At 71.8% G+C, this 25,278-nt stretch carries 23 protein-coding genes; 11 read left to right on the plus strand and 12 right to left on the minus strand.

Going from position 1 to position 25,278, the window contains the following annotated elements; genetic code table 11:
* Nucleotides 1-143: 143 nt before the first annotated feature.
* From dapF to ACGF4F_RS21475, 3 genes are read right to left on the minus strand one after another with little or no spacing between them, the layout of a single operon-like run.
* The gene (gene dapF / locus ACGF4F_RS21465; protein WP_393079523.1) at nucleotides 144-989 is read right to left on the minus strand and encodes a diaminopimelate epimerase; all 846 of its coding nucleotides are present in this window, start codon (nucleotides 987-989) and stop codon (nucleotides 144-146) included.
* Between the two features lie 7 nt (nucleotides 990-996).
* On the minus strand, nucleotides 997-1,926 hold the full coding sequence (gene miaA / locus ACGF4F_RS21470; RefSeq protein ID WP_393079837.1) for a tRNA (adenosine(37)-N6)-dimethylallyltransferase MiaA: 930 nt from the start codon (nucleotides 1,924-1,926) through the stop codon (nucleotides 997-999).
* Nucleotides 1,905-2,630 (minus strand): hypothetical protein, encoded by a 726-nt coding sequence (locus ACGF4F_RS21475; protein ID WP_393079526.1) that lies wholly within the window; start codon nucleotides 2,628-2,630, stop codon nucleotides 1,905-1,907. The genes miaA and ACGF4F_RS21475 overlap by 22 nt, the downstream gene beginning before the upstream one ends.
* Nucleotides 2,631-2,831: 201 nt before the next feature.
* Here ACGF4F_RS21475 and ACGF4F_RS21480 point away from each other — a divergent pair, with 201 nt between their 5' ends.
* Complete coding sequence (locus ACGF4F_RS21480) at nucleotides 2,832-4,040, plus strand: DUF349 domain-containing protein (RefSeq protein ID WP_357433423.1); 1,209 nt, start codon at nucleotides 2,832-2,834, stop codon at nucleotides 4,038-4,040.
* Between the two features lie 465 nt (nucleotides 4,041-4,505).
* Entirely contained in the window at nucleotides 4,506-6,104 is a 1,599-nt protein-coding gene (locus ACGF4F_RS21485) for a cellulase family glycosylhydrolase (RefSeq protein ID WP_393079529.1), read from the plus strand.
* A 58-nt stretch (nucleotides 6,105-6,162) separates the two neighbouring features.
* On the opposite strand, the gene miaB is transcribed toward ACGF4F_RS21485, so the two are convergent.
* The 3 genes from miaB to selD all read right to left on the minus strand — a co-directional run bounded on the left by miaB (nucleotide 6,163) and on the right by selD (nucleotide 9,421).
* A complete protein-coding gene (gene miaB, locus ACGF4F_RS21490) occupies nucleotides 6,163-7,662 on the minus strand; it encodes a tRNA (N6-isopentenyl adenosine(37)-C2)-methylthiotransferase MiaB (protein WP_393079532.1) in 1,500 nt (499 codons plus the stop codon).
* Nucleotides 7,663-7,749: 87 nt separating this feature from the next.
* On the minus strand, nucleotides 7,750-8,229 hold the full coding sequence (locus ACGF4F_RS21495) for a hypothetical protein (protein WP_357433429.1): 480 nt from the start codon (nucleotides 8,227-8,229) through the stop codon (nucleotides 7,750-7,752).
* 202 nt (nucleotides 8,230-8,431) lie between these two features.
* Nucleotides 8,432-9,421, minus strand: coding sequence for a selenide, water dikinase SelD (gene selD, locus ACGF4F_RS21500; RefSeq protein ID WP_357433431.1), 990 nt, complete (start codon nucleotides 9,419-9,421; stop codon nucleotides 8,432-8,434).
* A gap of 195 nt (nucleotides 9,422-9,616) precedes the next feature.
* Between selD and ACGF4F_RS21505 the strand changes: the two genes are divergently transcribed.
* Genes ACGF4F_RS21505 through ACGF4F_RS21520 form a run of 4 tightly spaced genes read left to right on the plus strand, consistent with a single transcriptional unit; the run spans nucleotide 9,617 to nucleotide 13,037 of the window.
* On the plus strand, nucleotides 9,617-10,372 hold the full coding sequence (locus ACGF4F_RS21505; RefSeq protein WP_357433433.1) for an amino acid ABC transporter ATP-binding protein: 756 nt from the start codon (nucleotides 9,617-9,619) through the stop codon (nucleotides 10,370-10,372).
* A 57-nt stretch (nucleotides 10,373-10,429) separates the two neighbouring features.
* Nucleotides 10,430-11,308: a glutamate ABC transporter substrate-binding protein gene (locus tag ACGF4F_RS21510; protein ID WP_357433435.1), complete on the plus strand. Its 879-nt coding sequence runs from the start codon at nucleotides 10,430-10,432 to the stop codon at nucleotides 11,306-11,308.
* Nucleotides 11,309-11,349: 41 nt separating this feature from the next.
* Nucleotides 11,350-12,057 (plus strand): amino acid ABC transporter permease, encoded by a 708-nt coding sequence (locus ACGF4F_RS21515; protein ID WP_357433437.1) that lies wholly within the window; start codon nucleotides 11,350-11,352, stop codon nucleotides 12,055-12,057.
* Nucleotides 12,054-13,037, plus strand: a complete 984-nt coding sequence (locus tag ACGF4F_RS21520) for an amino acid ABC transporter permease (RefSeq protein ID WP_393079537.1) — start codon at nucleotides 12,054-12,056, stop codon at nucleotides 13,035-13,037. Before ACGF4F_RS21515 ends, ACGF4F_RS21520 begins: the two co-directional genes overlap by 4 nt.
* A 61-nt stretch (nucleotides 13,038-13,098) precedes the next feature.
* Here ACGF4F_RS21520 and rny read toward each other — a convergent pair whose 3' ends face one another.
* The 6 genes from rny to ACGF4F_RS21550 all read right to left on the minus strand — a co-directional run bounded on the left by rny (nucleotide 13,099) and on the right by ACGF4F_RS21550 (nucleotide 20,350).
* Nucleotides 13,099-14,865, minus strand: coding sequence for a ribonuclease Y (rny, locus tag ACGF4F_RS21525; protein ID WP_393079540.1), 1,767 nt, complete (start codon nucleotides 14,863-14,865; stop codon nucleotides 13,099-13,101).
* A gap of 767 nt (nucleotides 14,866-15,632) precedes the next feature.
* Nucleotides 15,633-16,328 carry a regulatory protein RecX gene (locus tag ACGF4F_RS21530; protein ID WP_393079543.1) on the minus strand — a complete coding sequence of 232 codons (696 nt, stop codon included), beginning with the start codon at nucleotides 16,326-16,328 and terminating at the stop codon, nucleotides 15,633-15,635.
* An 8-nt stretch (nucleotides 16,329-16,336) separates the two neighbouring features.
* Nucleotides 16,337-17,383, minus strand: coding sequence for a recombinase RecA (recA, locus tag ACGF4F_RS21535; protein WP_073832643.1), 1,047 nt, complete (start codon nucleotides 17,381-17,383; stop codon nucleotides 16,337-16,339).
* 185 nt (nucleotides 17,384-17,568) lie between these two features.
* Nucleotides 17,569-17,769 carry a DUF3046 domain-containing protein gene (locus ACGF4F_RS21540; RefSeq protein WP_073832642.1) on the minus strand — a complete coding sequence of 67 codons (201 nt, stop codon included), beginning with the start codon at nucleotides 17,767-17,769 and terminating at the stop codon, nucleotides 17,569-17,571.
* Nucleotides 17,770-17,772: 3 nt separating this feature from the next.
* Nucleotides 17,773-19,137 carry an MFS transporter gene (locus tag ACGF4F_RS21545; RefSeq protein ID WP_393079547.1) on the minus strand — a complete coding sequence of 455 codons (1,365 nt, stop codon included), beginning with the start codon at nucleotides 19,135-19,137 and terminating at the stop codon, nucleotides 17,773-17,775.
* A 70-nt stretch (nucleotides 19,138-19,207) separates the two neighbouring features.
* Complete coding sequence (locus ACGF4F_RS21550) at nucleotides 19,208-20,350, minus strand: acyl-CoA dehydrogenase family protein (protein WP_393079550.1); 1,143 nt, start codon at nucleotides 20,348-20,350, stop codon at nucleotides 19,208-19,210.
* A gap of 166 nt (nucleotides 20,351-20,516) precedes the next feature.
* Here ACGF4F_RS21550 and ACGF4F_RS21555 point away from each other — a divergent pair, with 166 nt between their 5' ends.
* The 5 genes from ACGF4F_RS21555 to ACGF4F_RS21575 are packed head-to-tail and all read left to right on the plus strand — an operon-like array spanning nucleotide 20,517 to nucleotide 25,273.
* The gene (locus ACGF4F_RS21555) at nucleotides 20,517-21,653 is read left to right on the plus strand and encodes an ABC transporter ATP-binding protein (RefSeq protein ID WP_393079553.1); all 1,137 of its coding nucleotides are present in this window, start codon (nucleotides 20,517-20,519) and stop codon (nucleotides 21,651-21,653) included.
* Nucleotides 21,640-22,839 (plus strand): ABC transporter substrate-binding protein, encoded by a 1,200-nt coding sequence (locus ACGF4F_RS21560; protein WP_393079556.1) that lies wholly within the window; start codon nucleotides 21,640-21,642, stop codon nucleotides 22,837-22,839. The genes ACGF4F_RS21555 and ACGF4F_RS21560 overlap by 14 nt, the downstream gene beginning before the upstream one ends.
* Nucleotide 22,840: 1 nt before the next feature.
* Nucleotides 22,841-23,761 carry an ABC transporter permease gene (locus tag ACGF4F_RS21565; protein ID WP_393079559.1) on the plus strand — a complete coding sequence of 307 codons (921 nt, stop codon included), beginning with the start codon at nucleotides 22,841-22,843 and terminating at the stop codon, nucleotides 23,759-23,761.
* Complete coding sequence (locus tag ACGF4F_RS21570; RefSeq protein WP_357433456.1) at nucleotides 23,758-24,570, plus strand: ABC transporter permease; 813 nt, start codon at nucleotides 23,758-23,760, stop codon at nucleotides 24,568-24,570. Before ACGF4F_RS21565 ends, ACGF4F_RS21570 begins: the two co-directional genes overlap by 4 nt.
* A 49-nt stretch (nucleotides 24,571-24,619) precedes the next feature.
* Complete coding sequence (locus ACGF4F_RS21575) at nucleotides 24,620-25,273, plus strand: 4a-hydroxytetrahydrobiopterin dehydratase (protein ID WP_393079563.1); 654 nt, start codon at nucleotides 24,620-24,622, stop codon at nucleotides 25,271-25,273.
* Nucleotides 25,274-25,278 lie beyond the last annotated feature (5 nt).

The following is a 25,278-nucleotide window of genomic DNA, read 5'->3' on the forward strand; positions in this document are numbered from 1 at the left end:
CCAATCCGGACAAAACCCTCAGCCAACCTCATGATCGTCGACTGCGGCCGTGTTGACCAAGGGGTTTGGGTCGTCAGGGCGCGGGATCGGGACGCAAACTTCTTGATCAACCCGACCTGGGCGGTGGGGCGAGGCGGGGGCGGTCAGGGGAGCAGGGTGGAGAGGGTGACAGTGCCGGTGGCGACGAGCACGGCGGGGCCGGAGAGCCAGCAGGAGTCGTCGGTCACGGTCACCGTGAGGCGGCCACCGGGGACGTCCACGGCCATGGTGCCGGTGTCCCGGCCGGCGTCCCGCAGGGCCACCGCCGCCACGGCACAGGCTCCGGTGCCGCAGGAGAGCGTCTCGGCGGAGCCCCGCTCGTAGACCCGCATCCGCACGTGCCCGTCGGTGCCGGCGACCGGCTCGCCGGGGGCGGTGAACTCGACGTTCACCCCGGCGGGGAAGACCGCCGGATCCACGTCGGGCGCCCGGGTGAGATCCAGGCCGGCCAGCTCCAGGGCGGCGGGCAGGGCGCAGACCAGGTGCGGGTTGCCCACGTCCACCGCCGCGCCGGTCAGGGTCAGTCCGCCCAGGGCGGCGGTGGAGGTGTCGTACACCCGGGGGCGGGGCATCTCGACGGCGATGGCCTCCCCCTCGACCCGCGCGTGCACGACGCCGGCCCGGGTGGCCACCGGCAGCGCCGCACCCGACGGGGTGGCCAGCCCGGTCTCCAGCAGGTAGCGCACGAAGACCCGGGCGCCGTTGCCGCACATCTCCGCGAACGAGCCGTCGGAGTTCCAGTAGTCCATGAACCACTCGGCGTCACCGGCCAGGGCCGCGCCCTCCGGGTGCTTGGCGGCCCGCACCACCCGCAGCACGCCGTCCCCGCCGATCCCGCGCCGCCGGTCGCAGAGCGCGGCGACCAGGCCCGGCGTCAGGTCGAGCGCCCCGTCCGGGTCGGGCAGGATGACGAAGTCGTTGCCGGTGCCGTGGCCCTTGGTGAACTCCACGCCCCCATCATTGCCGATGCTCGGCGACCACCCGCAGCGCAGTGTCGAGAAACGAAGGCGAGGCCGAGTCCAGCCAGTGGATCCGCGGGTCGCGCCGGAACCAGGACCGCTGCCGCCGGACGAACCGGCGGGTGGCCCGGATCGTCTCGGCGTGCGCCTCGGCCTCGGTCAGCTCCCCGGCCAGGAACCGCAGCACCTGCTGGTAGCCGAGGGCCCGGCTGGCCGTACGCCCCTCGGGCAGGCCGCGGCCGACCAGCGTCTGCGTCTCGGCCACCAGCCCGTCGGCCCACATCCGGTCGACCCGCAACGCGATCCGCTCGTCCAGCAGCGCGGTGTCCAGGTCCACGCCGAGTTGCACCGACGGGTAGTACGGCGTGGGCTCGGGCAGCGAGGCGGTGAACGGCGCCCCCGTCAACTCGATCACTTCGAGTGCCCGGACGATCCGCCGCCCGTTGGTCGGCAGGATGCCGGCCGCCGCCACCGGGTCGGCCGCCTGCAGCCGGGCGTAGAGCGGGGCCGGGCCGGCCACCACCAGCTCGGCCTCCAGCCGCTCCCGCACCGCCGGGTCGGTGCCGGGGAACTCGAACTGCTCCAGCACCGCCCGCACGTACAGGCCGGAGCCGCCGACCAGCAGCGGCACCTTCCCCCGGGCCAGGATGTCGTCGACCGCGGCGCGGGCCAGCCGCTGATACTCGGCGACGCTGGCCGGCTCGGTCACCTCCCAGATGTCGAGCAGGTGGTGCGGCACGCCGTCGCGCTCGGCCAGGGTCAGCTTGGCGGTGCCGATGTCCATGCCCCGATAGAGCTGCATCGAGTCGGCGTTGACCACCTCGCCGTCGAGGGCGTGCGCGAGAGCGATGCTCAGCGCCGACTTCCCGGCCGCGGTCGGACCGACCACGGCCACCACCGGGCCGGTCACCGCTGCTCCCGGTCCCAGTTCGCCACGAAGTAGGAGACCCCGTAGGGGGCCCGGTAGTAGCCCAGGTCACCGCGCCAGTCGCCGCCGGCCCCGCGGACCGCGCCGGCCAGCACCTGCCAGGGCGCCCGCCCGGCGACCTTCAGCTCCGCGGACCGTACCGGATCCAGGCCGAGCAGGGCCGCGGCGTCCGCGCCGGCCAGGGCCCGGGCCACCCCGTCGTCGTACGCCTCGGCGCGCGGGTCGTCGTAGCCGGGCGCCCCGGTGCCCCGGCACGCCGACCCGTCCCCCAGCACCAACACCGCGGCACGCCGCTCGGTCTCGCCGGCGAGGGCCGCCCCGAGCTCGGCGCACTCCGCCGGCGTCGCGCCCTCGGCGACGGACCGGGCCAGCCGGGGCAGCTCGGTGCCGGTCCGGCCGACCAGCCACGCGCCGACGGTGAGGCTCAACGGCAGGACCTCCGCCCCGGAGCAGGCCGTCTTCCACAACCGCACCGGCCGGTCGAGGCCGTAGCCGCGCAGCGACCCCGAGTCGGCGGAGCCGAAGACCCTGCTCTCCGGCCCGCCGCCCACCAGCAGGATCACCTCGGGAGCGGCGGCGAGCAGCCGGGCCAGGGCGCCGTCGGCCGCGGCGCGGAGGTCGTCCAGCTCACCGGCGGCGGCGCCGGCCAGTTCGGGCACGATCAGGGGCGGATGGGGGCACACGGCGGCGGCGACCAGAGGCACGGGTCCAACCTATCCGTACCCCCCGGTGCGTCCCCGCGCCGATCCGGTCATCGGGGCCCTACGACACCGTATGGTCACGGTCGACGACAGGCGCTCGACACGGACCGGGTCGGACCTGTGACAATGCCGGAAGTAACTTTGCTGCGCCGTGGCGGCGATCGCGGGACCTCCCGTCGACGCCGGGAGAACGAGGATGGGCACATGAGCGACTGGACTGCCTTCGGACGGGTGGACGAGGACGGCACCGTCTACGTCAAGACCGCCGAGGGCGAGCGGGTGGTCGGATCCTGGCAGGCGGGAGCCCCGGAGGAGGGGCTGGCCCACTTCGCCCGGCGGTTCGCTGATCTGGTGACGGAGGTGGACCTGACCGAGGCCCGGCTCAACTCGGGCGCGGCGGACGCCGGCCACTCGCTGACCACGATCAAGCGGATCCGCGCCTCGCTGGCCGAGGCACACGTGGTCGGCGACATCGACGCGCTGGCCGCGCGCCTGGACAAGCTGGCCGCGACGGCCGAGGAGAAGGCCGGCGAGGCCAGGGCGGCCCGGGACGCCGCCCGGAGCGAGGCGCTGGCCCGCAAGACCGCCCTGGTGGACGAGGCGGAGAAGCTGGCCGCCGAGTCGACCGGCTGGAAGACCGCCGGGGACCGGCTCAAGGAGATCCTCGACGAGTGGAAGACCATCCGCGGGGTCGACAAGAAGACCGACGGTGAGCTGTGGAAGCGGTTCGCCGCCGCCCGGGACGGCTTCACCCGCCGGCGGGGCGCCCACTTCGCCTCCCTCGACCAGCAGCGCAAGCAGGCGCAGTCGATCAAGGAGGAGCTGGTCACCGAGGCCGAGAAGCTCAAGGAATCCACCGACTGGGGCGTCACCGCCAACCAGCTCAAGGACCTGATGGCCCGGTGGAAGTCCGCACCGCGGGCGTCCAAGGAGGCCGAGCAGAAGCTCTGGGAACGGTTCCGGGCGGCGCAGGACGAGTTCTTCACCCGGCGTAGTGAGGTCTTCTCGGCGCGGGACAACGAGCAGCGCGCCAACCTGGAACGCAAGCAGGCCCTGCTCGCCGAGGCCGAGGGGCTCGACATCGACGGCGACCCCAAGGGTGCCCAGGCGAAGCTGCGGGACATCCAGGCGCAGTGGCACGAGGCCGGCCGGGTGCCCCGGGAGGCCGCCGCCGGCCTGGAGCGCCGGCTGCGCGTCGTGGACGAGAAGGTCCGCGAGGTGATGGACTCGGCGTGGCGGCGTACCACCAAGGAGGACAGCCCGCTGCTGGCCCAGATGCGTACGCAGGTCGCCGAGGCCGAGGAGCGGCTGGCCCGGGCGCAGGCCGCCGGCGACACCCGGCGGATCAAGGAGGCCGAGCAGGCGCTCGCCTCGAAGCGGCAGTTCCTCCAGCTGGCCGAGCAGGCAAGCTGAGCTGAGCCACCCGGAAGCCCCCGGTCCCGCCACGGGACCGGGGGCTTCCGCATATCCCGGTCCCCCCGCGCCACGCGCCCCGCGCCCCGCGCCAAGACCATGCTCGAACCGGGAAGTAGTGGCATCAACGCGAGCCGGAGGCCACTCGATCCAGGATCGAGCGCGATCTTGCGGATGGAACGCCGCGGGACGAGGCGGGAAAGCGCCTTCTCCACAGGGTTCGGGCGGGTGGTTGACGCATCGAGGTGGGCTGATCAGAATGGCGGCAGAGCCAGGTCGAGCTCCGGCGCGAGGGCACCGACGGCGAGTCCCGCCGTCGCGGGTCGCCGGTGATCCCCCACGAGTGGCCGTCCACGTGACACGGCCCGTCGCGGCTGTCCGCGTACTCGATGACGAGCGGGCCGTCTCCCCTGGTCCTTCCGCCCGCGGCGCCTGCGCGGCGCGGGCATCCGAAGTGGAGCTCGCATGCACCGACCCACCGCCCTCGGCGGCGCCCTCGTGGCGCTCGCCACCGCCGCGGCCGGCGTCCTCGTCGCCGCCGCCGTCAGCACCGCCCCGGCCGCCGCCGCCGTCGCCGGGACCGGCACCGGTTACCTGCACACCAGCGGCAACAAGATCGTCGACAGCACGGGCGCCACGGTCCGGCTGACCGGCATCAACTGGTTCGGCATGGAGACCGACAACAAGACCTTCCACGGTCTGTGGTCGAGCAACCCGTGGCGCAGCCAACTCGACACCATGGCCCGGCTGGGCTACAACACGCTGCGCGTCCCGTACTCGAACGACGCCTTGAAGCCGGGCGCGACGGCCACCGGGATCAACGACTACGTCAACCCGGACCTGGTCGGGCTCTCCCCGCTGCAGATCCTCGACAAGGTCATCGACTATGCCGGCGGCAAGGGGATGCGGGTCATCCTGGACCGCCACCGGCCCACCTCGGCCGGCCAGTCGCCGCTCTGGTACACCTCCACCGTCTCCGAGGCGACCTGGATCGCCGACTGGAAGACCCTCGCCCGGCGGTACGCGAACAACCCCACGGTGATCGGCGCCGACCTGCACAACGAGCCGCACGCCGAGGGCACCAACCCGGCCGCCACCGGCGCCTGCTGGGGCTGCGGCGTCGCCGCCCGCGACTGGCGGCTGGCCGCCGAGCGGGCCGGCAACGAGATCCTCGCGGTACAGCCGAACTGGCTGATCTTCGTGGAGGGGGTGAGCTGCCCCAGCGGCGGCCTGTCGAACGTCTGGGACGGCGACCCGAGCAACGACGAGGACTGTGGCTGGTGGGGCGGAAACCTGTCCAAGGCCGGGCAGTTCCCGGTCCGGCTGAACGTGGCCAACCGGCTGGTCTACTCCCCGCACGAGTACGCGACCTCCGTCTACCGCCAGGCCTGGTTCGACGACCCGACGTACCCGGCGAACATGCCGGCGATCTGGGACCGGTACTGGGGCTACCTCCACAAGCAGAACATCGCGCCGATCATGATGGGCGAGTTCGGCACCACGCTCCAGGACCCGAAGGACCGGGTGTGGCTGCAGAACCTGATGGCCTACACCGGGACCGGGGTGAACGGGATGTCCTTCACCTACTGGTCGTGGAACCCGAACTCGGGTGACACCGGCGGCATCGCGAACGACGACTGGACCACGATCAACCAGGCCAAGCAGGACATCCTCCAGCCGTACCTGATCCCGCCCGTGGGTGGCGGGGGCGGCCCGAGCCCGACACCCACCGGATCGTCCTCGCCGCCGCCGGCGACCGGCGCCTGCACTGCCGGCTATCAGCAGGTGAACGCGTGGCAGGGCGGCTTCCAGGGCGAGTTGACCGTGCAGAACAACGGCACCGGCGCGGTGAACCCGTGGTCGGTGACCTGGACCTGGCCGGCCGGGGTCACCCTGGCCAGCGGCTGGAACGCGACCGTCACCCAGTCCGGCACGACCGTCACCGCCGCCGCCCCGGACTGGGCGAGGTCGCTCGCGCCGGGCGCCTCGGTGACCATCGGCTTCACCGCCAACGGCACGGCCGCCACCCCCGCCGCCGTGAAGCTCAACGGCACGGCCTGCTGAGGCCCGACATCCCGCCGGGACCGGTCGGGGCTCCGCCGTCCGGCGGGGCCCCGATCGGTCAGTGGGCGGCGCAGCCGGTCGCGGGCGTGGGCACCGCGGCCGGCGCGCCGATCGTGGGCAGCCCCAGCAGCACGCCCGGGGTACGCGGGGCGCGCCCCGCCTCGGCGGCGTCGCCGGCCCGGGTACGCCGGTGCGACAGCGGCTCGCCGTCGGCGTTGAGGTGGTGCGGCGCGGCGTACGTGACGGTGGTGTGCACGATGTCGCCGGGGCGGATCTGCCCGGCCAGACTGCCGGCATCGAAGTGCACGAGGCGGCCGTCCCGGGCCCGGCCGGACATCCGGCCGGTGCGCTCGTCCTTGCGTCCCTCGCCGACGGCGACCAGCACCTCGACGGTCTCCCCCACGAGATTCTTGTTCTCCGCCCAGGTGATCTCCTCCACCGTGGCGATCAGCCGCTCGTACCGCTCCTGCACGACCTGCTTGGGGAGCTGGCCGTCCATGGTCGCGGCCGGGGTGCCGGGGCGCTTGGAGTACTGGAAGGTGAACGCCGAGGCGAACCGGGCCTCGCGGACCACGTCGAGGGTCCGCTCGAAGTCGGCGTCGGTCTCGCCGGGAAAGCCGACGATGATGTCCGTGGTGATCGCCGCGTCCGGCATGGCCGCCCGGACCTTCTCGATGATGCCCAGGTATCGCTCCGACCGGTACGAGCGGCGCATGGCCCGCAGCACGTCGTCGGAGCCCGACTGCAACGGCATGTGCAGCGAGTGGCAGACGTTCGGCGTCTCGGCCATCGCGGCGATCACGTCGTCGGTGAAGTCCTTCGGGTGCGGGCTGGTGAATCGGACCCGTTCCAGGCCCTCGATGTCGCCACAGGCGCGCAGCAGCTTGCCGAACGCGTACCGGTCGCCGAACTCCACCCCGTAGGAGTTGACGTTCTGCCCGAGCAGGGTCACCTCCAGCACGCCCTCGTCGACCAGGGCACGCACCTCGGAGAGGATGTCGCCGGGGCGGCGGTCCTTCTCCTTGCCGCGCAGCGACGGCACGATGCAGAACGTGCAGGTGTTGTTGCAGCCCACGGAGATCGACACCCAGCCGGCGTACGTCGACTCGCGCCGGGTGGGCAGCGTGGAGGGGAAGACCTCAAGCGACTCGAGGATCTCCACCTCGGCGGCGGCGTTGTGCCGGGCCCGCTCCAGCAGCACCGGCAGCGAGCCGATGTTGTGCGTGCCGAAGACCACATCCACCCAGGGGGCCTTGCGGACGATCTCGCCGCGGTCCTTCTGAGCCAGGCAGCCGCCGACCGCGATCTGCATCCCGGGGTGCTTGTCCTTCACGGGACGCAGATGACCGAGGTTGCCGTAGAGCCGGTTGTCCGCGTTCTCCCGGACGGCGCAGGTGTTGAACACCACCACGTCGGGCTGCTCGTCGGCCTCGGCGGCGCGCACGTAACCGGCCTGTTCGAGCAGGCCGGAGATGCGCTCGGAGTCGTGCACGTTCATCTGGCAGCCGTACGTGCGCACCTGGTAGGTACGCGGGCTGCCCGCGGCTGCGGTAGTCATGACCCGGACAGCGTATCCGGGCCGAAGCCCGGCACCCCACCCGCCGCCCGGGCCTGACCCCGGCCGGCCCGGCCGTGCCGGGTCCGGTCAGGCGGCGGCGAGCGCGGGGGCGACCGAGTCGGGGGCCCAGCGCGAGCGGTGGCACTGCGACCAGCCCCGGCAGCCGGGGTGGGCGACGGTGCAGAGCCGCTGGTCGCTGAGCACCTCGCCCTCGTCGGTCTCGACCACGTCGAAGTGCACCGGGCGGATCGTGCCGTCCGGGGCGACCAGCAGGTGCCGTCCGGCGTCGAGGGTGTCGTCGCGCATCAGGCAGTTGCGGTCCAGCAGCCGGGCCAGCGCCGCGATGCTGGGCAGCTCGGGCAGGCGCTCGGGCACCCCGTAACAGTCGACCATGGTGCCGTACACCCCCGGCGCCTCCCAGACGTCGCAGACCACCGCGTACGCGGGCAGTCGGGCCGGGTCGGCGACGGCGAGGGGCATCACCACCCGGCCGAGCGCCTCGGCCAGCGCCGGGTAGACCTCCACGGGCGCCGCGCCGTCAATTCTCCAGTTCCACAGCTCGGTCATGCCGCCTCCTCGCTGTGCTCGTCCCACCGGCCTCCGGATCGGGCCTTACTGACGATGGTGGGGTGCATTTGACCTCAGCCGGGGGCAAGTTACCGGTCTGTGACCATTCCGGGCAAAATTTCCTCGAGCGTCATCGCTTCGAGTAGCGGGAAGATGACAGTTTATCGGGTATGGTGCCCCGTCCGGGAGAGCGACATGGCGGTCAGCGGACCCGGATCAGGTGCTCGCTGGCGGGCAGCAGCTCGCCGATCACCGTGCCGCCGGGGATCTCGCCCGCCACCAGCAGCCCGCCGGAGGTCTGCGCGTCGGCCAGCAGCAGCCGCTCCCCCTCGTCGAGGCCGCCGAAGTCGGTCCACGGGGTCACCCAGTCCAGGTTCCGGCGGGTGCCGCCGCTGACGTACCCGTCCCGCAGCGCCTCCCGGGCACCGGGCAGGTAGGGCACGGCCGCGGCGTCGATGGCGATGGTGAGCCGGCTGGCCCGGGCCAGCTTCGAGGCGTGCCCGAGCAGCCCGAACCCGGTGACGTCGGTGCCGCAGCGGATGCCGGCGGCGATCGCCGCCCGGGCCGCGTCCCGGTTGAGCCTGGTCATCGAGGCGACCGCCTCCGGGAACCGCTCCCCGGTCCGCTTGTGCCGGCTGTTCAGCACCCCGACGCCGAGCGGCTTGGTCAGCGACAGCGGCAGGCCGGCCCGGCCGGCGTCCAGGGTGATGAGTTCCTCCGGCCGCACCACGCCGCTGACCGCCAGGCCGTACTTCGGGCCGTCATCGTCCACGCTGTGCCCGCCGGCCAGGTGGCAGCCGGCCTCCCGGGCGACGTCCTGGCCGCCGCGCAGCACCTCCCGGGCCAACTCCACCGGCAGCACCTCCCGGGGCCAGCAGAGCAGGTTGAGCGCGACCAGTGGGGTGCCGCCCATGGCGTACACGTCGGAGAGTGCGTTCGTCGCGGCGATCCGGCCCCAGTCGTACGCGTCGTCCACCACCGGGGTGAAGAAGTCCGCCGTGCTCACCAGGCCGGTCCGCTCGTCCAGCCGGACCACCGCGGCGTCGTCGCCGTGGTCGAGGCCGACCAGCAGGTCGGCGGCGCCGGCGGCCGGGCCGAGCCCGGCGACCATCGCCTCCAGCTCGCCGGGCGGAATCTTGCAGGCGCAGCCGCCGCCGCGGGCGTAATCGGTCAGCCGGAGCGGATGGGTCATCCCCACATGATCTCCGCGCGATGCCCGGTCCGCCACCGGAGCGGGCCGGTACGTGGCAGAAATCGGACTCCCCGGTACGTGGGCGACCGGTGTTACCTCACTGTGACCGTTCGAGTTGCGTTCCGCCATGTGGCCCCGCCTAGAGTTGCCCAACCGGGGGTCGACCGACCCCGCTTATCTCCACGGACAGGGACGGTGGACGACGTGACGACGGGCGAACCGCTCATCGTGCTGGACGGGGTCAACAAGTGGTTCGGCCCGCTGCACGTGCTCGACGACGTCTCGCTCTCCGTCGGCAGGGGTGAGGTGGTCGTGGTGATCGGCCCCTCCGGCTCCGGCAAGTCGACGCTCTGCCGGACGATCAACCGGCTGGAGCCGATCAGCTCGGGCACCATCACCTTCGACGGGCAGCCGCTGCCGGCCGAGGGCAAGGCGCTGGCGAAACTGCGCAGCGAGGTCGGCATGGTCTTCCAGTCGTTCAACCTCTTCGCGCACAAGACCATCCTGGAGAACGTCACGCTCGGCCCGGTCAAGGTCCGCAGGGAGAAGCCGGCCGCCGCCCGCGAGCGCGGCCTGGCCCTGCTCGACCGGGTCGGCATCGCCAACCAGGCCGACAAGTACCCCGCCCAGCTCTCCGGCGGCCAGCAGCAGCGGGCGGCCATCGCCCGTGCGCTGGCCATGCAGCCCAAGGCGATGCTCTTCGACGAGCCGACCAGCGCGCTCGACCCGGAGATGGTCGGCGAGGTGCTGGACGTGATGACCTCGCTGGCCCGCGACGGCATGACCATGGTGGTGGTCACCCACGAGATGGGCTTCGCCCGGCACGCGGCCAACCGGGTGATCTTCATGGCCGACGGTCAGCTGGTCGAGGACGCACCGCCGACGGAGTTCTTCGCGAACCCGCGCAGCGAGCGGGCGAAGGACTTCCTCTCCAAGATTCTCACGCACTAGGCATTCGTAGTGGAGCGCGCCGTCCCCCGGCGGCTTCTGTCGAAAAAGGAGATGAGTATGCGCATGAAGCGTATGGCGGCGGTCGCCGCCGCGGCCGCCCTGGCGCTCGGGATGACCGCCTGCGGTGATGGCAAGGGCGACGAGGGCACCGGCTCGGGCGGCAAGTCGTTCGCCGCCGGCAGCACTATGGAGCGGCTGAACAAGGCCCAGAAGATCAAGGTCGGCACCAAGTTCGACCAGCCGGGCTTCGGCCTGAAGGGCCTGTCGGGCAAGCCGGAGGGCTTCGACGTCGAGGTCGCGAAGATCATCGTCAAGGAACTCGGCATCCCCGAGGACAAGATCGAGTACGTCGAGACGCCGTCGAAGGTCCGTGAGGACAAGATCGTCGACGGCAGCGTCGACCTGGTCGCCGCGACGTACACGATCAACGACAAGCGCAAGGAGCGCATCGCCTTCGCCGGGCCGTACTACGAGGCCGGCCAGAACATCCTGGTGAAGAAGGACGACACCACGATCACCGGGCCGGACTCGTTCAAGGACGGCACCAAGAAGGTCTGCTCGGTCACCGGCTCCACCCCGGCTGAGGAGATCAAGAAGCACGTCAAGGACGTGGCCACCCAGCTGGTGCTCTTCGACACCTACGACAAGTGCCGCGACGCCCTCAAGGGCGGCCAGGTGGACGCGGTGACCACGGACAACGTGATCCTGCTCGGCTACGTCGCCAAGGACGAGGCGTCCTTCAAGCTCGCCGGCGAGAACTTCACCAAGGAGCCGTACGGCATCGGCGTGAAGAAGGAGGACACCGACTTCCGGAACTTCATCAACGACGTCCTGGAGAAGGCCATGCAGGACGGCCGCTGGAAGAAGGCCTGGGACGACACCGCCGGCAAGTTCGGCGCGCAGCTGGGCGCGGCCCCGACCATCAACCGCTACTGATCTGATCGTTCGATCTGGAGGGTGGGGAGGAACACCGACCCGTGAGTGTGCTCATCGACAAGTTCGACGTGTTTGCGGGTGGTTTCTGGCTCACCCTCCAGATCTGCGTACTCGCCGCGATCGGCGCCCTGATCCTGGGCGCCGTCGTGGCGGTGCTCCGGATCTCCCCGGTGCCGCCGCTCCGCGCCGTCGGCACCGCCTACGTGAACATCTTCCGGAACATGCCGCTGACCGTGGTGATGTTCTTCGCCGCCTTCGGCCTGCCGGCGCTGGGCTCCAACGCTGACTTCCTGCGGATCCCCGGCCTGGACGCGGTCTTCAGCCGGCTCGACACCGACCTGCCATACTTCCGCTTCGCGCTGATCGCCCTGGTGCTCTACACCGCGGCGTTCGTCTGCGAGGCGCTGCGGTCCGGGGTGAACGCGGTGCCGCCCGGTCAGGCCGAGGCTGCCCGCTCGCTCGGTCTCACCTTCGGCCAGAACCTGCGCTACGTGGTGCTGCCGCAGTCCTGGAAGGCGTCGGTGGTGCCGCTCGGTTCGGTGATCATCGCGATGATCAAGAACTCCGCGCTGGTGGGCTTCTTCGGCGTCGTCGGTGATCTGTCCCAGACCGCCGACCAGCTCACCTCGGCCGAGGGCTACGCCTTCATCCCGGTCGCCATCGGCATCTCCATCGGCTACCTGATCATGACGGTGCCGCTCGGTGCCCTGCTCGACCGGATCGAGAAGCGACAGGCGGTGGCCCGATGAGTCAGCAGAACAGCGTCCTGTACGACGTCCCCGGCCCCCGGCAGCGACGGATCACCCTGGTCAGCAGCCTGGTCGCCACCGTCGTGGTGCTCGTCGTGGCGTACTTCCTGATCTACCGGCCGCTGTCCGACAAGGGCCAGTTCTCGATGGAGCTGTGGGGCCCGCTGGTCGACCCCGGCAACGAGAACTTCTCCCAGGTCTGGGACCGGATCGGGCTCGGCCTGAAGAACACGCTGATCGCCGCCGCCCTGGCCATCGTGTCCTCGCTGGTCGTGGGGACCCTGATCGCCGTGCTGCGGATCCAGCTCAAGAGCCTGACCCGACGGCGCTTCACCGGGCTGGCCACGCCGGTGTCGTACCTGCTGCGCGGGCTGAGCGTGCTGCTGTCGGCGGTGACCCGGGTCTGCGTCGAGGTGTTCCGGGGGCTGCCCGTCGTCATCACGATCTTCTTCGTGGCGCGCGGCTTCCCCGAGTTCGGCATCTCGTGGGACAACCTCTGGTACCTGGTCATCGGTCTGACCGTCTACAACTCGGTGGTGATCGCCGAGATCATCCGCTCCGGCATGGAGGGGCTGCCGGGCGGCCAGGCGGAGGCCGCCGCCGCGATCGGCCTCTCCCCGTTGCAGACCACCCGGATGATCCTGCTGCCGCAGGCGTTCCGGATCATGCTCCCGGCGCTGATCAGCCAGCTGGTGGTGGTGCTCAAGGACACCTCGCTCGGCTTCATCATCAGCTACGAGGAGACGCTCAACATCGGCAAGCAGATCATCGGCGTGCTGGGCAACCCGATCCAGGTCTACGTCGTGATCGCCGTGCTCTTCATCGCGGTCAACTACTCGCTGTCGAAGCTGGCCCAGTACGTCCAGCACCGCCTCTCCCGCGGCCGCAAGACCGCCGGCACGCCGGCCCAGAACCCGCCGCCCGTGGCGCTCACGTCACAGGCCGAGGGTGCCGGCGGAGGCGGCGGAGGCGGCGTCTGATCCGACCCGTACGGCGAAGGGCCGGCCCGGTTTCCGGGCCGGCCCTTCTGCGTCTCTGCGGTCAGCGGGCGATCTCGGTGACCCGGGACTCGCGGACCACCGTCACCCGGATCTGGCCCGGATAGGTCAGCTCCTCCTCGATCTGCTTGGCCACGTCCCGGGCCAGCACCGCCGCACCGATGTCGTCGACGTCCTCCGGCTTGACCATCACCCGGATCTCCCGGCCCGCCTGCATGGCGAAGACCTTCTCCACGCCGAGCTTGCCGGCCGCGATCTCCTCGATCCGCTCCAGCCGCTTGACGTACGCCTCCAGGCTCTCCCGCCGCGCCCCCGGCCGGCCACCGGAGCAGGCGTCGGAGGCCTGGGTGAGCACCGCCTCGATGGTCTGCGGCGGCACCTCGTTGTGGTGCGCCTCGATCGCGTGCACCACGTCCTCGCTCTCGCCGTACTTGCGGGCCAGGTCCGCGCCGATGATGGCGTGGCTCCCCTCCACCTCGTGGGTAAGCGCCTTGCCGATGTCGTGCAGGAACGCGCAGCGCTTGATCGTCGGCACGTCCAGCCGCAGCTCGGCGGCCATGGTCCCGGCGATGTGCGCGGTCTCCACCAGGTGCTTGAGCACGTTCTGCCCGTACGACGTCCGGTAGCGCAGCCGGCCCAGCAGGGTGACCAGCTCCGGGTGGATCTCGGTGATGCCGACCTCGACCAGGGCGTCCTCGGCGGCCCGGTGGCAGAGCTCCTCCACCTCGTGCCGGGCCTGGTCGTAGACCTCCTCGATCCGGTGCGGGTGGATCCGGCCGTCCAGCACCAGCTTCTCGAGGGTGAGCCGGCCGACCTCCCGGCGTACCGGGTCGAAGCAGGAGAGCAGCACCGCCTCGGGGGTGTCGTCGATGATCAGGTTGACCCCGGTGACCGACTCGAAGGCGCGGATGTTGCGCCCCTCCCGGCCGATGATCCGCCCCTTCATCTCGTCGCCCGGCAGGTGCAGGACACTCACCACGCTCTCCGCGGTCTGCTCGCTGGCGACCCGCTGGATGGCGTCCACGACGATGTGCCGGGCCCGCTGCTCGGCGGTGCTGCGGGCGTCCGACTCGATGTCCCGGACCAACAGGGCGGCCTCTCGCTTGGCCTGGCTCTCAATCGACTCGACCAGCTCGATCCGGGCCGCCTCGGCGGTCAGCCCGGCGACCCGCTCCAGTTCGCGGTGGCGCTGCTCCTCCACCTCGGTGAGGGCCTGCTCCCGCTCGGCCAGGGCGGCCTCCCGGGCGGCCAGGGCGGCGCTGGCGGCCGTGAGCTGCCGTTCCCGCTCGGCGAGCCGCTCCACCTCCTCGGTGTGCAGCCGCTCCCGCTCGTCCATCCGGGTGGCCCGGCGCTCGACCTCGGCCGCCTGTTCGCGGGTGGTCGCGGCGAGCACCGCCACCTCCCGCTCGCCGCTGCGCCGGGCGGCGCTGCGGAGCTGCTCGGCGTCCGCCTCGGCCTGCTTGTGCGCCCGCTCCAGCACCGTGTCGGCCTCGGCGCGGGCGTCGTCCAGGACCCGCCGGGCCTCGGCCCGGGCCGCCTTCGCCTCGGCCTTCGCGGCGGCCGCCTCGGCCCGGGCCGCCGCAGCGGCCGACTTCGCCACATCGGCGGTGCTGTTCGCCTCGTCGGCGGCGCTGCGCAGGGCCGCCAGCGACTGCTCCTGGCGATCCTTCTCGGCGATGAAGGCCGGATCCTCCGGGGTGGGCGTGACACTGAGCCGACGCAGGGTACGCGCGCCGAGCAGGACGGCACCGACCACCACGGCGGCGAGCAGCAGCACCAGCACGAGGATGACGGCCTCGAACGCGCTCATGCCGCTCCGCCCCGTCCGGCCCGTCCGGTCGCGGCTGCGCCGACGGTCAGGTTGCTGCGGTCGGCGCGGGCCTGGATGCCGGCGGACGGCCCGCCGAGGGCCCACGGAGGATCACCGGTGAACCTGTCCCGCCCCACCATGGCCGCCTCCCCTGAACGTCGGCGCCGCAGCACGCGCGCCGACGGCACACGCCTGCGGCTCTGGACGCCCGACCGGAGCGGCTGGCCGTGGGTAGCTTTCCGTCGACGGTGCCCGTGGAGAGCATCGCCGGCGGCCGGTTGCAGTTGTCGGTGGCACCGGACCGGCCGTCCGGTGCTGCCGTCAAGGCCGGTGAAGCTGGCCCAAAGTGATGCGGTTCTGTTACGCGTTCTATGTTGTGCGCTTAGCCTGCGCTGGTCGGGCAATGTGAGCCTGTATGGCGAGGCTAGGTCTCCGGAGGCCGTTCGGTCAAGAACTCATGATCAAACCACCCGGACGGAGAGAAGTTACGGCATCACCCAGCGCTGATCAGATGCCGGACACCGCCGGACAAACCCCACCCCGCGCGAGCTCCCCGATCACCTCCCGACCTGCTCAGGCCCCTCACGAGGCAGGTCCCACCCGCCCTCCGCTCGCACCGCACGCCACTCGGCGTCGTCGCGAGGGCAGGCCACAACTTCTCCGAAAGAGTGGTCTTGCGGCGGCGGAAGGACACTTCCAGAGAAGTTGTGCGGACCTTGGCGACCCGCGGCCCGCGGGCGCCGGCCCGCACCGCCTCCGCTGATCGGTCAGTCGAGGGTGCGGGCGTTCCGGTCGAGTTCGTGCTCGGCGTCGGCGAGCGCGTCGGCGTCGATGTGTTCGGCAAACTCGGCGGCCTCGGCGCTCTGCGCGGCGAGGGCCTCCTTCACCGCCCGGATCGCCACGCCCGGCGGGTACCCCTTGCGGGCCAGCATGCCCACGAGGCGGCGGAACACCGCGTCCGGCTCGCCCCGGGCGGTTCGCAGCTTCCGCTCGACCAGGGCGCGGGCGGTCTCCGCCTCGGTCTCCTCGTCCAGCTCGCCGAGCGCCTCGCTGGCCACCTCGCCGTCGACGCCGCGCTGGCGCAGCTCGTTGGCGAGCGCCCGCCGAGCCAGCCCACGGCCGGTGTGCCGGCTGGTGACCCAGGCGCGGGCGAAGGCGGCGTCGTCGATGATGCCGACCTCGTCGTACCGGTCGAGGACCTGGGCGGCGACCTCCTCGGAGATGCCCCGCTTGGCGAGGGCGCCGGCCAGCTCGGCCCGGGTACGCGGCCGGACCGCGAGCTGCCGCAGGCAGATCTCCCGGGCTGCCTCGGCCTCGTCGCGGGGCGAGGCCGGCGCGGCCTCCGGATCGGTCTCCTCGGCGCGTCCCTGGCGGCCCCGGCGAGGGCGGGGTGTGGTGGCGTCACCCGTGCGGGGCGGGCTGGCGTCCCAGCCCCGCCCCGTACGGGCGCGTCGTCCTGCCACGGGTCAGGTCAGAAGTCGACCGGCGGCAGCTCCGGGCCACCGGCGGCGTCGCCCACGCCGACCCCGACGCCGAGCTTCTCCAGGATCTTCTTCTCGATCTCGGCGGCCACATCCGGGTTCTCGCGGAGGAACTCGCGGGCCTTCTCCTTGCCCTGGCCGAGCTGGTCGCCGTCGTAGGTGTACCAGGCGCCGGACTTGCGGATGATCGCCTGCTCCACGCCGACGTCGATCAGCGACCCCTCGCGGGAGATGCCCTTGCCGTACATGATGTCGAACTCGGCCTGCTTGAACGGTGCGGCGACCTTGTTCTTCACGACCTTGACCCGGGTGCGGTTGCCGACCACGTCGGTGCCGTCCTTGAGGCTCTCGATGCGGCGCACGTCGAGTCGGACCGAGGCGTAGAACTTCAGCGCCCGACCACCCGTGGTGGTCTCCGGGCTGCCGAACATCACGCCGATCTTCTCGCGCAGCTGGTTGATGAAGATCGCCGTGGTGCCGGTGTTGTTGAGCACACCGGTGATCTTGCGCAGCGCCTGGCTCATCAGCCGGGCCTGGAGACCCACGTGGCTGTCACCCATCTCGCCCTCGATCTCGGCGCGCGGCACCAGAGCGGCGACCGAGTCGATCACGATGATGTCGAGCGCGCCGGAGCGGACCAGCATGTCCGCGATCTCCAGCGCCTGCTCGCCGGTGTCCGGCTGGGAGACCAGCAGGGCGTCGGTGTCGACGCCGAGGGCCTTCGCGTACTCCGGGTCGAGCGCGTGCTCGGCGTCGATGAAGGCGGCGATGCCGCCCGCCCGCTGGGCGTTGGCCACCGCGTGCAGGGCGACCGTGGTCTTACCGCTGGACTCCGGGCCGTAGATCTCGATGACCCGGCCACGGGGCAGACCGCCCACGCCGAGCGCGACGTCGAGCGCGATGGAGCTGGTCGGGATCACGGCGGTCTGCACGACCGGCCGCTCCCCCAGCCGCATCACCGAACCCTTGCCGAACTGCTTGTCGATCTGAGCGAGAGCAAGGTCGAGTGCCTTCTCCCGGTCCGGCCCTGCCGCCATCGTTGCCACCCCTGCCTTCGCCGGCGTCTTACCTGAGCTTCGCGTCACGCGGGACACGCTAGGCGCTGGGTCCGACAGAAAACCAGCCGACGGGCCGCGAGCTGTGGACGAGCACCCCGCTGTGGACAATAGCCGAACAGGTGTACGACTCGGCAAGCGACACGCGGACTCGGGAAAAAGGCTGCTCAGCGTAGCCGCGCGGGGACCCGGTCGGGATAGGCGGCGACCACCGCCCGCCACACCACGTGCGTCTCCTCACCCGCGGCGAGGGCCTGCTCGATGGTCCGCCCGCCGAGCTGGGACAACACCTGGTCGCTGGCGATGCTGGCCGCGTAGCCCGGCCCGAACGCCTCCTCCAGCCGCGCCCAGAAGTCGGTCAGCCGCACGTGTCACTCCTCCTTGTCGGGCGCCCCCGCTGGCACCGGACGCAACGCTAGCGCCACCAGGGGCACCACCGCGATCGCCGCGAGCAGGGTGAGGGTCGGATAACCGGCCACCCGCACGACAAACCCACTCAGCGCCGCAGCGCCCGCCCCGGCCAGCCCCATGGTCAGGTCCGACAACCCCTGAACGCTCGGCCGCACGTCCGTGGGCACCGACTCGGACAGCAACGTGGAGCCGGCAACCATGGTGCCCGACCAGCCCAGTCCGAGCAGCGCCAGACCGAGCGAGAGTTCCGGCGTGTGGTGTCCGGCCGTGCCGGCGACCGCGCAGGCGGCGAGCAGCACCCCGATCCCGCCGAGGATCACCGCGCGCCGGCCGAGCCGGTCGGTGAGCCAGCCGACCACCGGGGAGAGCGCGTACATGCCGGCGATGTGCAGGCTCAGCACGATGCCGACCACCCGCAGCACGTCGGCGTCGTCGTGGAACTCGCCGAGCCGAACCGGGGTCATCGACATCACCGCGACCATCACCAGGTGCCCCATCGCCACGGCCGCGATGCCGAGCCGGGCGGCGGGCCGCTCGCGTACCACCCGCCACGCGGCGCGCATGCCCTCAGCGCGCCGGGCTGGCGACAACTCCGGCTCGGCGCGTCTGGCGCCGCGCTGCGACCCGGAGCCGTCGGGGGGCGGCGCCGCGACCACCTCGGCCACCGGGACGTCGGCGGCCGCCAGCCGGCGCGCGGTGAGCAGCGGGTCGGGCCGCAGCAGGATCAGCAGGACGACCGCGGCCACCACGAACGCGGCGGCGCTGAAGGCGAACGGGCCGGCCAGCGGCGGCAACCCCCAGCCGCTGGTGGTGTGGTCGGCGAGCGCGGCGAAGTTCGGGGCGGCCACCGCGCCGATGGTGGTGGCCCAGACGATCACCGAGAGCTGGCGCCCCCGCCGGGCCGGTTCGGCCAGGTCCACCGCCGTGTAGCGGGCTTGGAGGTTCGCCGCGGTGCCGCCACCGAAGAGCAGCATGCCGAGAAAAAGCAACGGCACCTGACGGGTGACCGCGGCGAGCACCACCAGTACGCCCCCGGCCGCCCCGACCAGGTACGCCATCACCAGGCCCGGCCGACGGCCGTGACCGGTCATGATCCGGGTGACCGGGACGGCGAGCAGCGCCCCGCCGACCACGGCGGCGCTCTGCGCCAGGCCGGCCACGGCGGTGCCGGCGATCCGGGCGGCGAGCAGCGTACCCACGGCGAAGACGATGGCGACGCCGATCCCGCCGATGATCTGGGTGACGAAGAGCAGCCGCAGCGTACGACGCTGGATCGCGGCGACGTCGGGCCGGGCCGGTGCCAGGGCGGTCAGATCGGTGGCCATGCGGAGCGCTCCTCGGTAAGGGGTGACCTATCCTCCCGCACCCGACCAGGCCGCCGGCACCCGGTTTCTGCTAGAGGCCGAGACCTCGGCCGATGATCTCCTTCATGATCTCGGTGGTGCCGCCGTAGATGGTCTGCACCCGGCCGTCCAGCCAGGCCCTGGCCACCGGGTACTCCAGCATGAAGCCGTAGCCGCCGTGCAGTTGCAGGCAGCGGTCGGCCACCCGGTTCTGCAGCTCGGTAGTCCACCACTTGGCCTTCGCCGCGTCGGTCACCGAGAGCCGGCCGGCGTTGAACTCGGCGACGCAGTGGTTGACGAAGGTCCGCGCGATGGTGACCTCGGTGTCCAGCTCGGCCAGGAGGAACCGGTTGTGCTGGAACTTCCCGATCGGCCGGCCGAACGCCTCCCGTGAGCGGGCGTAGTCGAGGGTGAGCGCGAGCAGTTTCTCCGCCGCCGCCACCGCCGCCACGGCGATGCTCAGCCGCTCCCGGGGCAGGTTGGCCATCAGGTGGTAGAAGCCGTGGTTCTCGGTGCCGATCAGGTTCTCCGCCGGCACCCGGCAGTCGTCGAAGAACAGTTCGGCGGTGTCGTTGGCCTTCAGCCCCACCTTGGCCAGCCGCCGGCCCCGGCTGAATCCGGGCGTGCCGGTCTCCACCGCGAGCAGGCTCACCCCGTGCGCGCCCTGGTCGGGCGCCGTCTTGGCGACCACCACCACGAGGTCGGCCAGCTCGCCGTTGGTGATGAACGTCTTCTGACCGTTGAGGACGTACGTGTCGCCGTCGCGGACCGCGCCGGTGCGGACGCCCGCCAGGTCGGAACCCGCCCCCGGCTCGCTCATCGCAATCGCGGTGACCAGGTCGCCGGAGCAGAAGCCCGGCAGCCAGCGCTTGCGCTGGTCCGCGGTGGTCAGCTCGGTGAGGTACGGGGCCACCACGTCGTTGTGCAGGCCGAACCCGAGGCCGGAACAGCCGGCCGCGATGATCTCCTCGTCGAGGACCGCGTTGAACCGGAAGTCGTGCTGCCCGCCGCCACCGTACGCCTCGTCGACGTCCATGCCGAGCAGCCCGGCGGCGCCGGCCTTGCGCCACACCTCCCGGTCCACGATCCCGTCGGCCTCCCAGCGCTCGTGGTAGGGCACGGCCTCCCGGGCGAGGAACTCGCGGCACAGGTCGCGGAACTCCTCGTGCACGGGCTCGTAGAGATGCTGCTCCATGGCGATGAGTCTGCCCGCCACGCGGGCGGGCGGGAAGGGCCGGCAACCCCGCGAAGCGCCCGCAAGGTCTTGACGACGCTATCCGTCGCAGCCTTATTCTCACGAAACGATTTCCGTGGACCTTGGTCCGCTCGCGCAACGCTAACCGTAGGACTGAGGAGCGCCCATGTCAGCCGGGCCCGCCACCCCCGCGGTCGCTCTTCGCGGCCTGCGCAAATCGTTCGGCGCGGTGGAGGCGGTGGCCGGCGTCGATCTGGAGATCGCCGACGGCGAGTTCTTCGCCATGCTCGGGCCGTCCGGCTCGGGCAAGACCACGGTGCTCCGCATGATCGCCGGGTTCGAGCCGCCGACCGCCGGGACGGTCCTGCTCGGTGGGCGCGACGTCACCCGGCTCGCCCCGTTCGAGCGGGACGTCAACACCGTCTTCCAGGACTACGCGCTGTTCCCGCACCTCACCGTGCGGCAGAACGTCGAGTACGGCCTGCGGGTACGGAAGGTGGGCCGCGCTGAGCGGCGCGCGCGGGCGGAGGAGGCGCTGCGCAGCGTACGGCTGGACGGGCTGGACGATCGGCGGCCGGCCGCGCTCTCCGGCGGGCAGCGGCAACGGGTCGCCCTGGCCCGTGCCCTGGTCATCCGCCCGAAGGTGCTCCTGCTCGACGAACCGCTCGGCGCGCTGGACCTGAAGCTGCGCGAGCAGATGCAGGTCGAGTTGAAGGCGCTGCAGCGGGAGGTCGGCATCACCTTCGTCTTCGTCACCCACGACCAGGAGGAGGCGCTCACCATGAGCGACCGGGTGGCGGTCTTCGAGAACGGCCGGATCGCCCAGGTGGGCAGCCCCGCCGAGGTCTACGAGCGGCCCGCCAGCCCGTTCGTCGCCGGCTTCGTCGGCACGTCCAACCTGCTCAGCGGCGACGCGGCACGGGCCATCCTCGGCCGGGAGGGCACCTTCTCGGTCCGCCCGGAGAAGATCCGGCTCGTGGGCCCGCCGACGGCTCCCGGTCACGGCGCGGCGACAAACGCGCCCGACTTGGAGTTGCCGCCCGCGAGTGCGGCGGAGGCCTCGGCCACCGGACGGATCGCCGAGGTCGTCTACGCCGGGGCGACCACCCGGTTCGTCGTCGACCTCGACGCCGGCGCCCGGCTGGTCGTGACGCAGCAGAACCTGACCACCTCCTCGGCCGACGTGGCGGCACTGCGCGGCACCCCGGTGCGCCTGGCCTGGCGCGCCGAGCACGCCGTGGCCGTACCCGACCCCGTGGTGCCGACCCCCCGCGACAAGGAGAGCGCACATGCGTACCGGTAGAACTCTGACCGCGCTCGCCGCGGTCGGCCTGCTCGCCCTGACCGGCTGCGGCGACGGCGGAACAGACGCCGGCGGATCCGGTCCCGGCGGCATCAAGCCCCCCTCCGTGCCCAAGCTGAGCAGCCTCGGCGCGGGCGAGGGCCAGGTCAACATCGTCGCCTGGGCCGGCTATGTGGAGGACGGCTCCACCGATCCGAAGGTGGACTGGGTCACCGACTTCGAGAAGCAGACCGGCTGCCAGGTCAACGTCAAGGTCGCCGGCACCTCCGACGAGATGGTGACCCTGATGAAGACCGGCGAGTACGACGTGGTCTCCGCCTCGGGTGACGCCTCGCTCCGGCTGATCTACGGCGGGGACGTCGCGCCGGTCAACACCGACCTGGTCACCAACTACAAGGACGTCTTCGACGGGCTCAAGCTGAAGCAGTGGAACTCCGTGGACGGGGTGGCCTACGGCATCCCGCACGGGCGCGGCGCCAACCTGCTGATGTACCGCACGGACGTGGTCAAGCCGGCCCCGACGTCGTGGGGCGCGGTGTTCGACGCCAACTCGCCGTACCGGGGCAAGATCACCGCGTACGACTCGCCGATCTACCTCGCCGACGCGGCGCTCTACCTGATGAAGCACCAGCCGGACCTGGGCATCAAGAACCCGTACGCGCTGGACGACAAGCAGTTCACCGCGGCCGTGGACCTGCTGAAGAAGCAGAACGAGACGATCGGCGAGTACTGGTCGGACTACACCAAGGAGGTGCAGGCCTTCAAGACCGGCAACTCGGTGCTGGGCACCACCTGGCAGGTGATCGCCAACCTGGCGCAGGCCGACAAGGCGCCGGTCGAGGCGATCCTGCCCGAGGAGGGGGCGACCGGCTGGTCCGACACCTGGATGATCTCGGCGAAGTCGAAGCACCCGAACTGCGCGTACCGGTGGATGGACCACATCATCTCCCCGAAGGCCAACGCCGCGGTGGCGGAGTGGTTCGGTGAGGCGCCGGCCAACCGGCTCGCCTGCGCCCAGACGGCCGACAAGAACCACTGCGCGACGTTCCACGCCGAGGACGAGGCGTACTTCGAGAAGGTCTGGTTCTGGAGCACGCCAGTTGCGCAGTGCCTCGACGGGCGCAAGGACGTGACCTGCAAGGACTACGCGGCCTGGACCCAGGCCTGGACCACCGTCAAGGGCTGAGGTGGCCACCTCGACGCTCGACCGGTCCGCGGACGCCGCTGGAGCGGACACCGCCCGCGGACCGGTCCGCCGGCTCTCCGCCTGGCTGCACCGCCACGCCGGGGTCCGGCTCGCCGCCCTGCTGGCCGCGCCGCTGTTCTGGCTGGTGGTCGCATACCTGGGCGCGCTGGCCGTGCTGTTCGTCTCGGCCCTGTGGACCGTCAACGGCTTCACCGGGGAGGTGGTCCGACAGCCGACCCTGGTCAACTTTCGCACCATCGCCACCGACGAGGTGTACCGGACAGTCGCGCTACGCAGTGTCGGGGTGGCCGCGGCGGTAACCGTGATCGACACGCTCATCGCACTGCCGATGGCCTTCTACATGGCGAAGGTCGCCCGCCCCCGGTACCGGCGCTGGCTGGTGGTCGCCATCCTCACCCCGCTCTGGGCCAGCTATCTGGTCAAGGCGTACGCCTGGCGGGTGCTGCTGGCCAACGGCGGGCCGGTGGACTGGCTGCTCGGGGGACCCGGCAGCGGCCCGGGTTACGGGCTGACCGCCACCGTGCTGGTGCTGGCCTACCTGTGGTTGCCGTACATGATCCTGCCCGTCTACGCGGGCCTGGAGCGCCTGCCCGATTCGCTGCTGGAGGCGTCGGCGGACCTCGGGGCGCGGGCGGGTCGGACGTTCCGGAAGGTGGTGCTGCCGGTCATCGTCCCGTCGGTGATCGCCGGTTCGATCTTCACCTTCTCGCTCTCGCTGGGCGACTACATCACCGTCCAGATCGTCGGCGGCAAGACCCAGCTCATCGGCAACCTGGTCTACGCCAACATCGGGGCGGCCAACAACCTGCCGTTCGCGGCCGCGCTGGCCACCATCCCGGTCCTGATCATGGTCGTCTACCTGGTCGCCGTGCGGCGCTCCGGAGCTCTGGAGGAGTTGTGACGCTCTCCCGGTCGGCGCGTTGGCTGCTGCGCGGCGCGATGGCGCTCGGCCTGGCCTTCATCTACCTGCCGCTGGCCATCGTGCTGGGCAACTCGTTCAACGCCGACCGCACCTTCGCCTGGCCACCGGCCCGGTGGACGACGGAGTGGTGGGTGCGCGCCTGGGACAACGCGGGCGCGCGGGAGGCGCTGTGGACATCGGTCAAGGCGGGGCTGGGCGCCACCGCAATCGCGCTGCTGCTCGGCTCGCTGGTCGCGTTCGCCGTGCAGCGCTACCGGTTCTTCGGCCGCGGGACGGTGTCGTTGCTGGTCGTGCTGCCGATCGCGCTGCCCGGCATCGTCACCGGCATCGCCCTGGACACCGCGTTCCGCTCGGTGCTGGCGCCGCTGGGCATCGGCAAGGGCCTCTTCTCGGTGATCGTCGGGCACGCCACGTTCTGTGTCGTGGTGGTCTACAACAACGTGCTGGCCCGGCTGCGCCGGTCGGGCGGCAACCTCCAGGAGGCGTCGGCCGACCTGGGGGCCGACGGCTGGCAGACCTTCCGGTACGTCACCTTCCCGGTGCTGCGCTCGGCGCTGCTGGCCGGTGCGCTGCTGGCGTTCGGGCTCTCCTTCGACGAGATCATCGTCACCACGTTCACCGCCGGCCCGGGCGTGCAGACACTGCCGATCTGGATCTTCAGCAACCTGTTCCGGCCGAACCAGGCGCCGGTCATCAACGTGGTGGCCGCCGTGCTCATCGTCGCCTCGGTGGTGCCCATCTACCTCGCCCAGCGGATCTCGGACACGGCCAGCGGCGGCCGCCTCTGACCGCCGCGCGCTCTTTGTCCGGGCCCGGCCGGTACGCCAGGATGGACGGATGAGCACGCTGACCGGGCAGCAGATCGCCGACGAGGGACTGGCCGGGTGGACGTACCTGCTCGGCGCTCTGCAGACGCGGATCACCACGGGGAACTTCGCGGCCGGGCTGGCGGTGGTCGACGCCATCGGCGCGGCGGCCGAGCGGATGGACCACCACCCCGACCTCGACCTCCGCTACACGCACGTCGACGTGCGGCTCTGGTCCCACGACGTGGGCGGGGTGACCGCCCGGGACGTCCGGCTGGCCCGGGCCATCTCCGCGATCGCTGCCGACGCCGGGGTAACGCTGGGCCACACCGGCGTCTCGCGGCTCGAACTCGCCCTGGACACCCCGGCCGTCGCCGGCGTCCTGCCGTTCTGGCAGGCGGTGCTGGCCGTGGCGCACCGCTCCGAGCCGGGCCTCGGCGACGAGCTGCGCGACCCGGCCGGCACGCTGCCCACGGTGTGGTTTCAGGAGTCCGGCAGCGAGGAACCCCGGCAGCGCTGGCACCCGGACGTGTGGGTGGACCCGGCGGAGGTGCCACCGCGCATCGAGGCGGCGCTGGCGGCCGGCGGGACGCTGGTCAGCGACGAGAACGCGCCGCGGTTCTGGGTGCTCGCCGACCCGGACGGCAACCGCGTCTGCCTGTGCACCTGGCAGGACCGCGACTGAGGGAC

It is taken from the genome of Micromonospora sp. NPDC047740, assembly GCF_043204735.1.
Taxonomy (GTDB): domain Bacteria; phylum Actinomycetota; class Actinomycetes; order Mycobacteriales; family Micromonosporaceae; genus Micromonospora.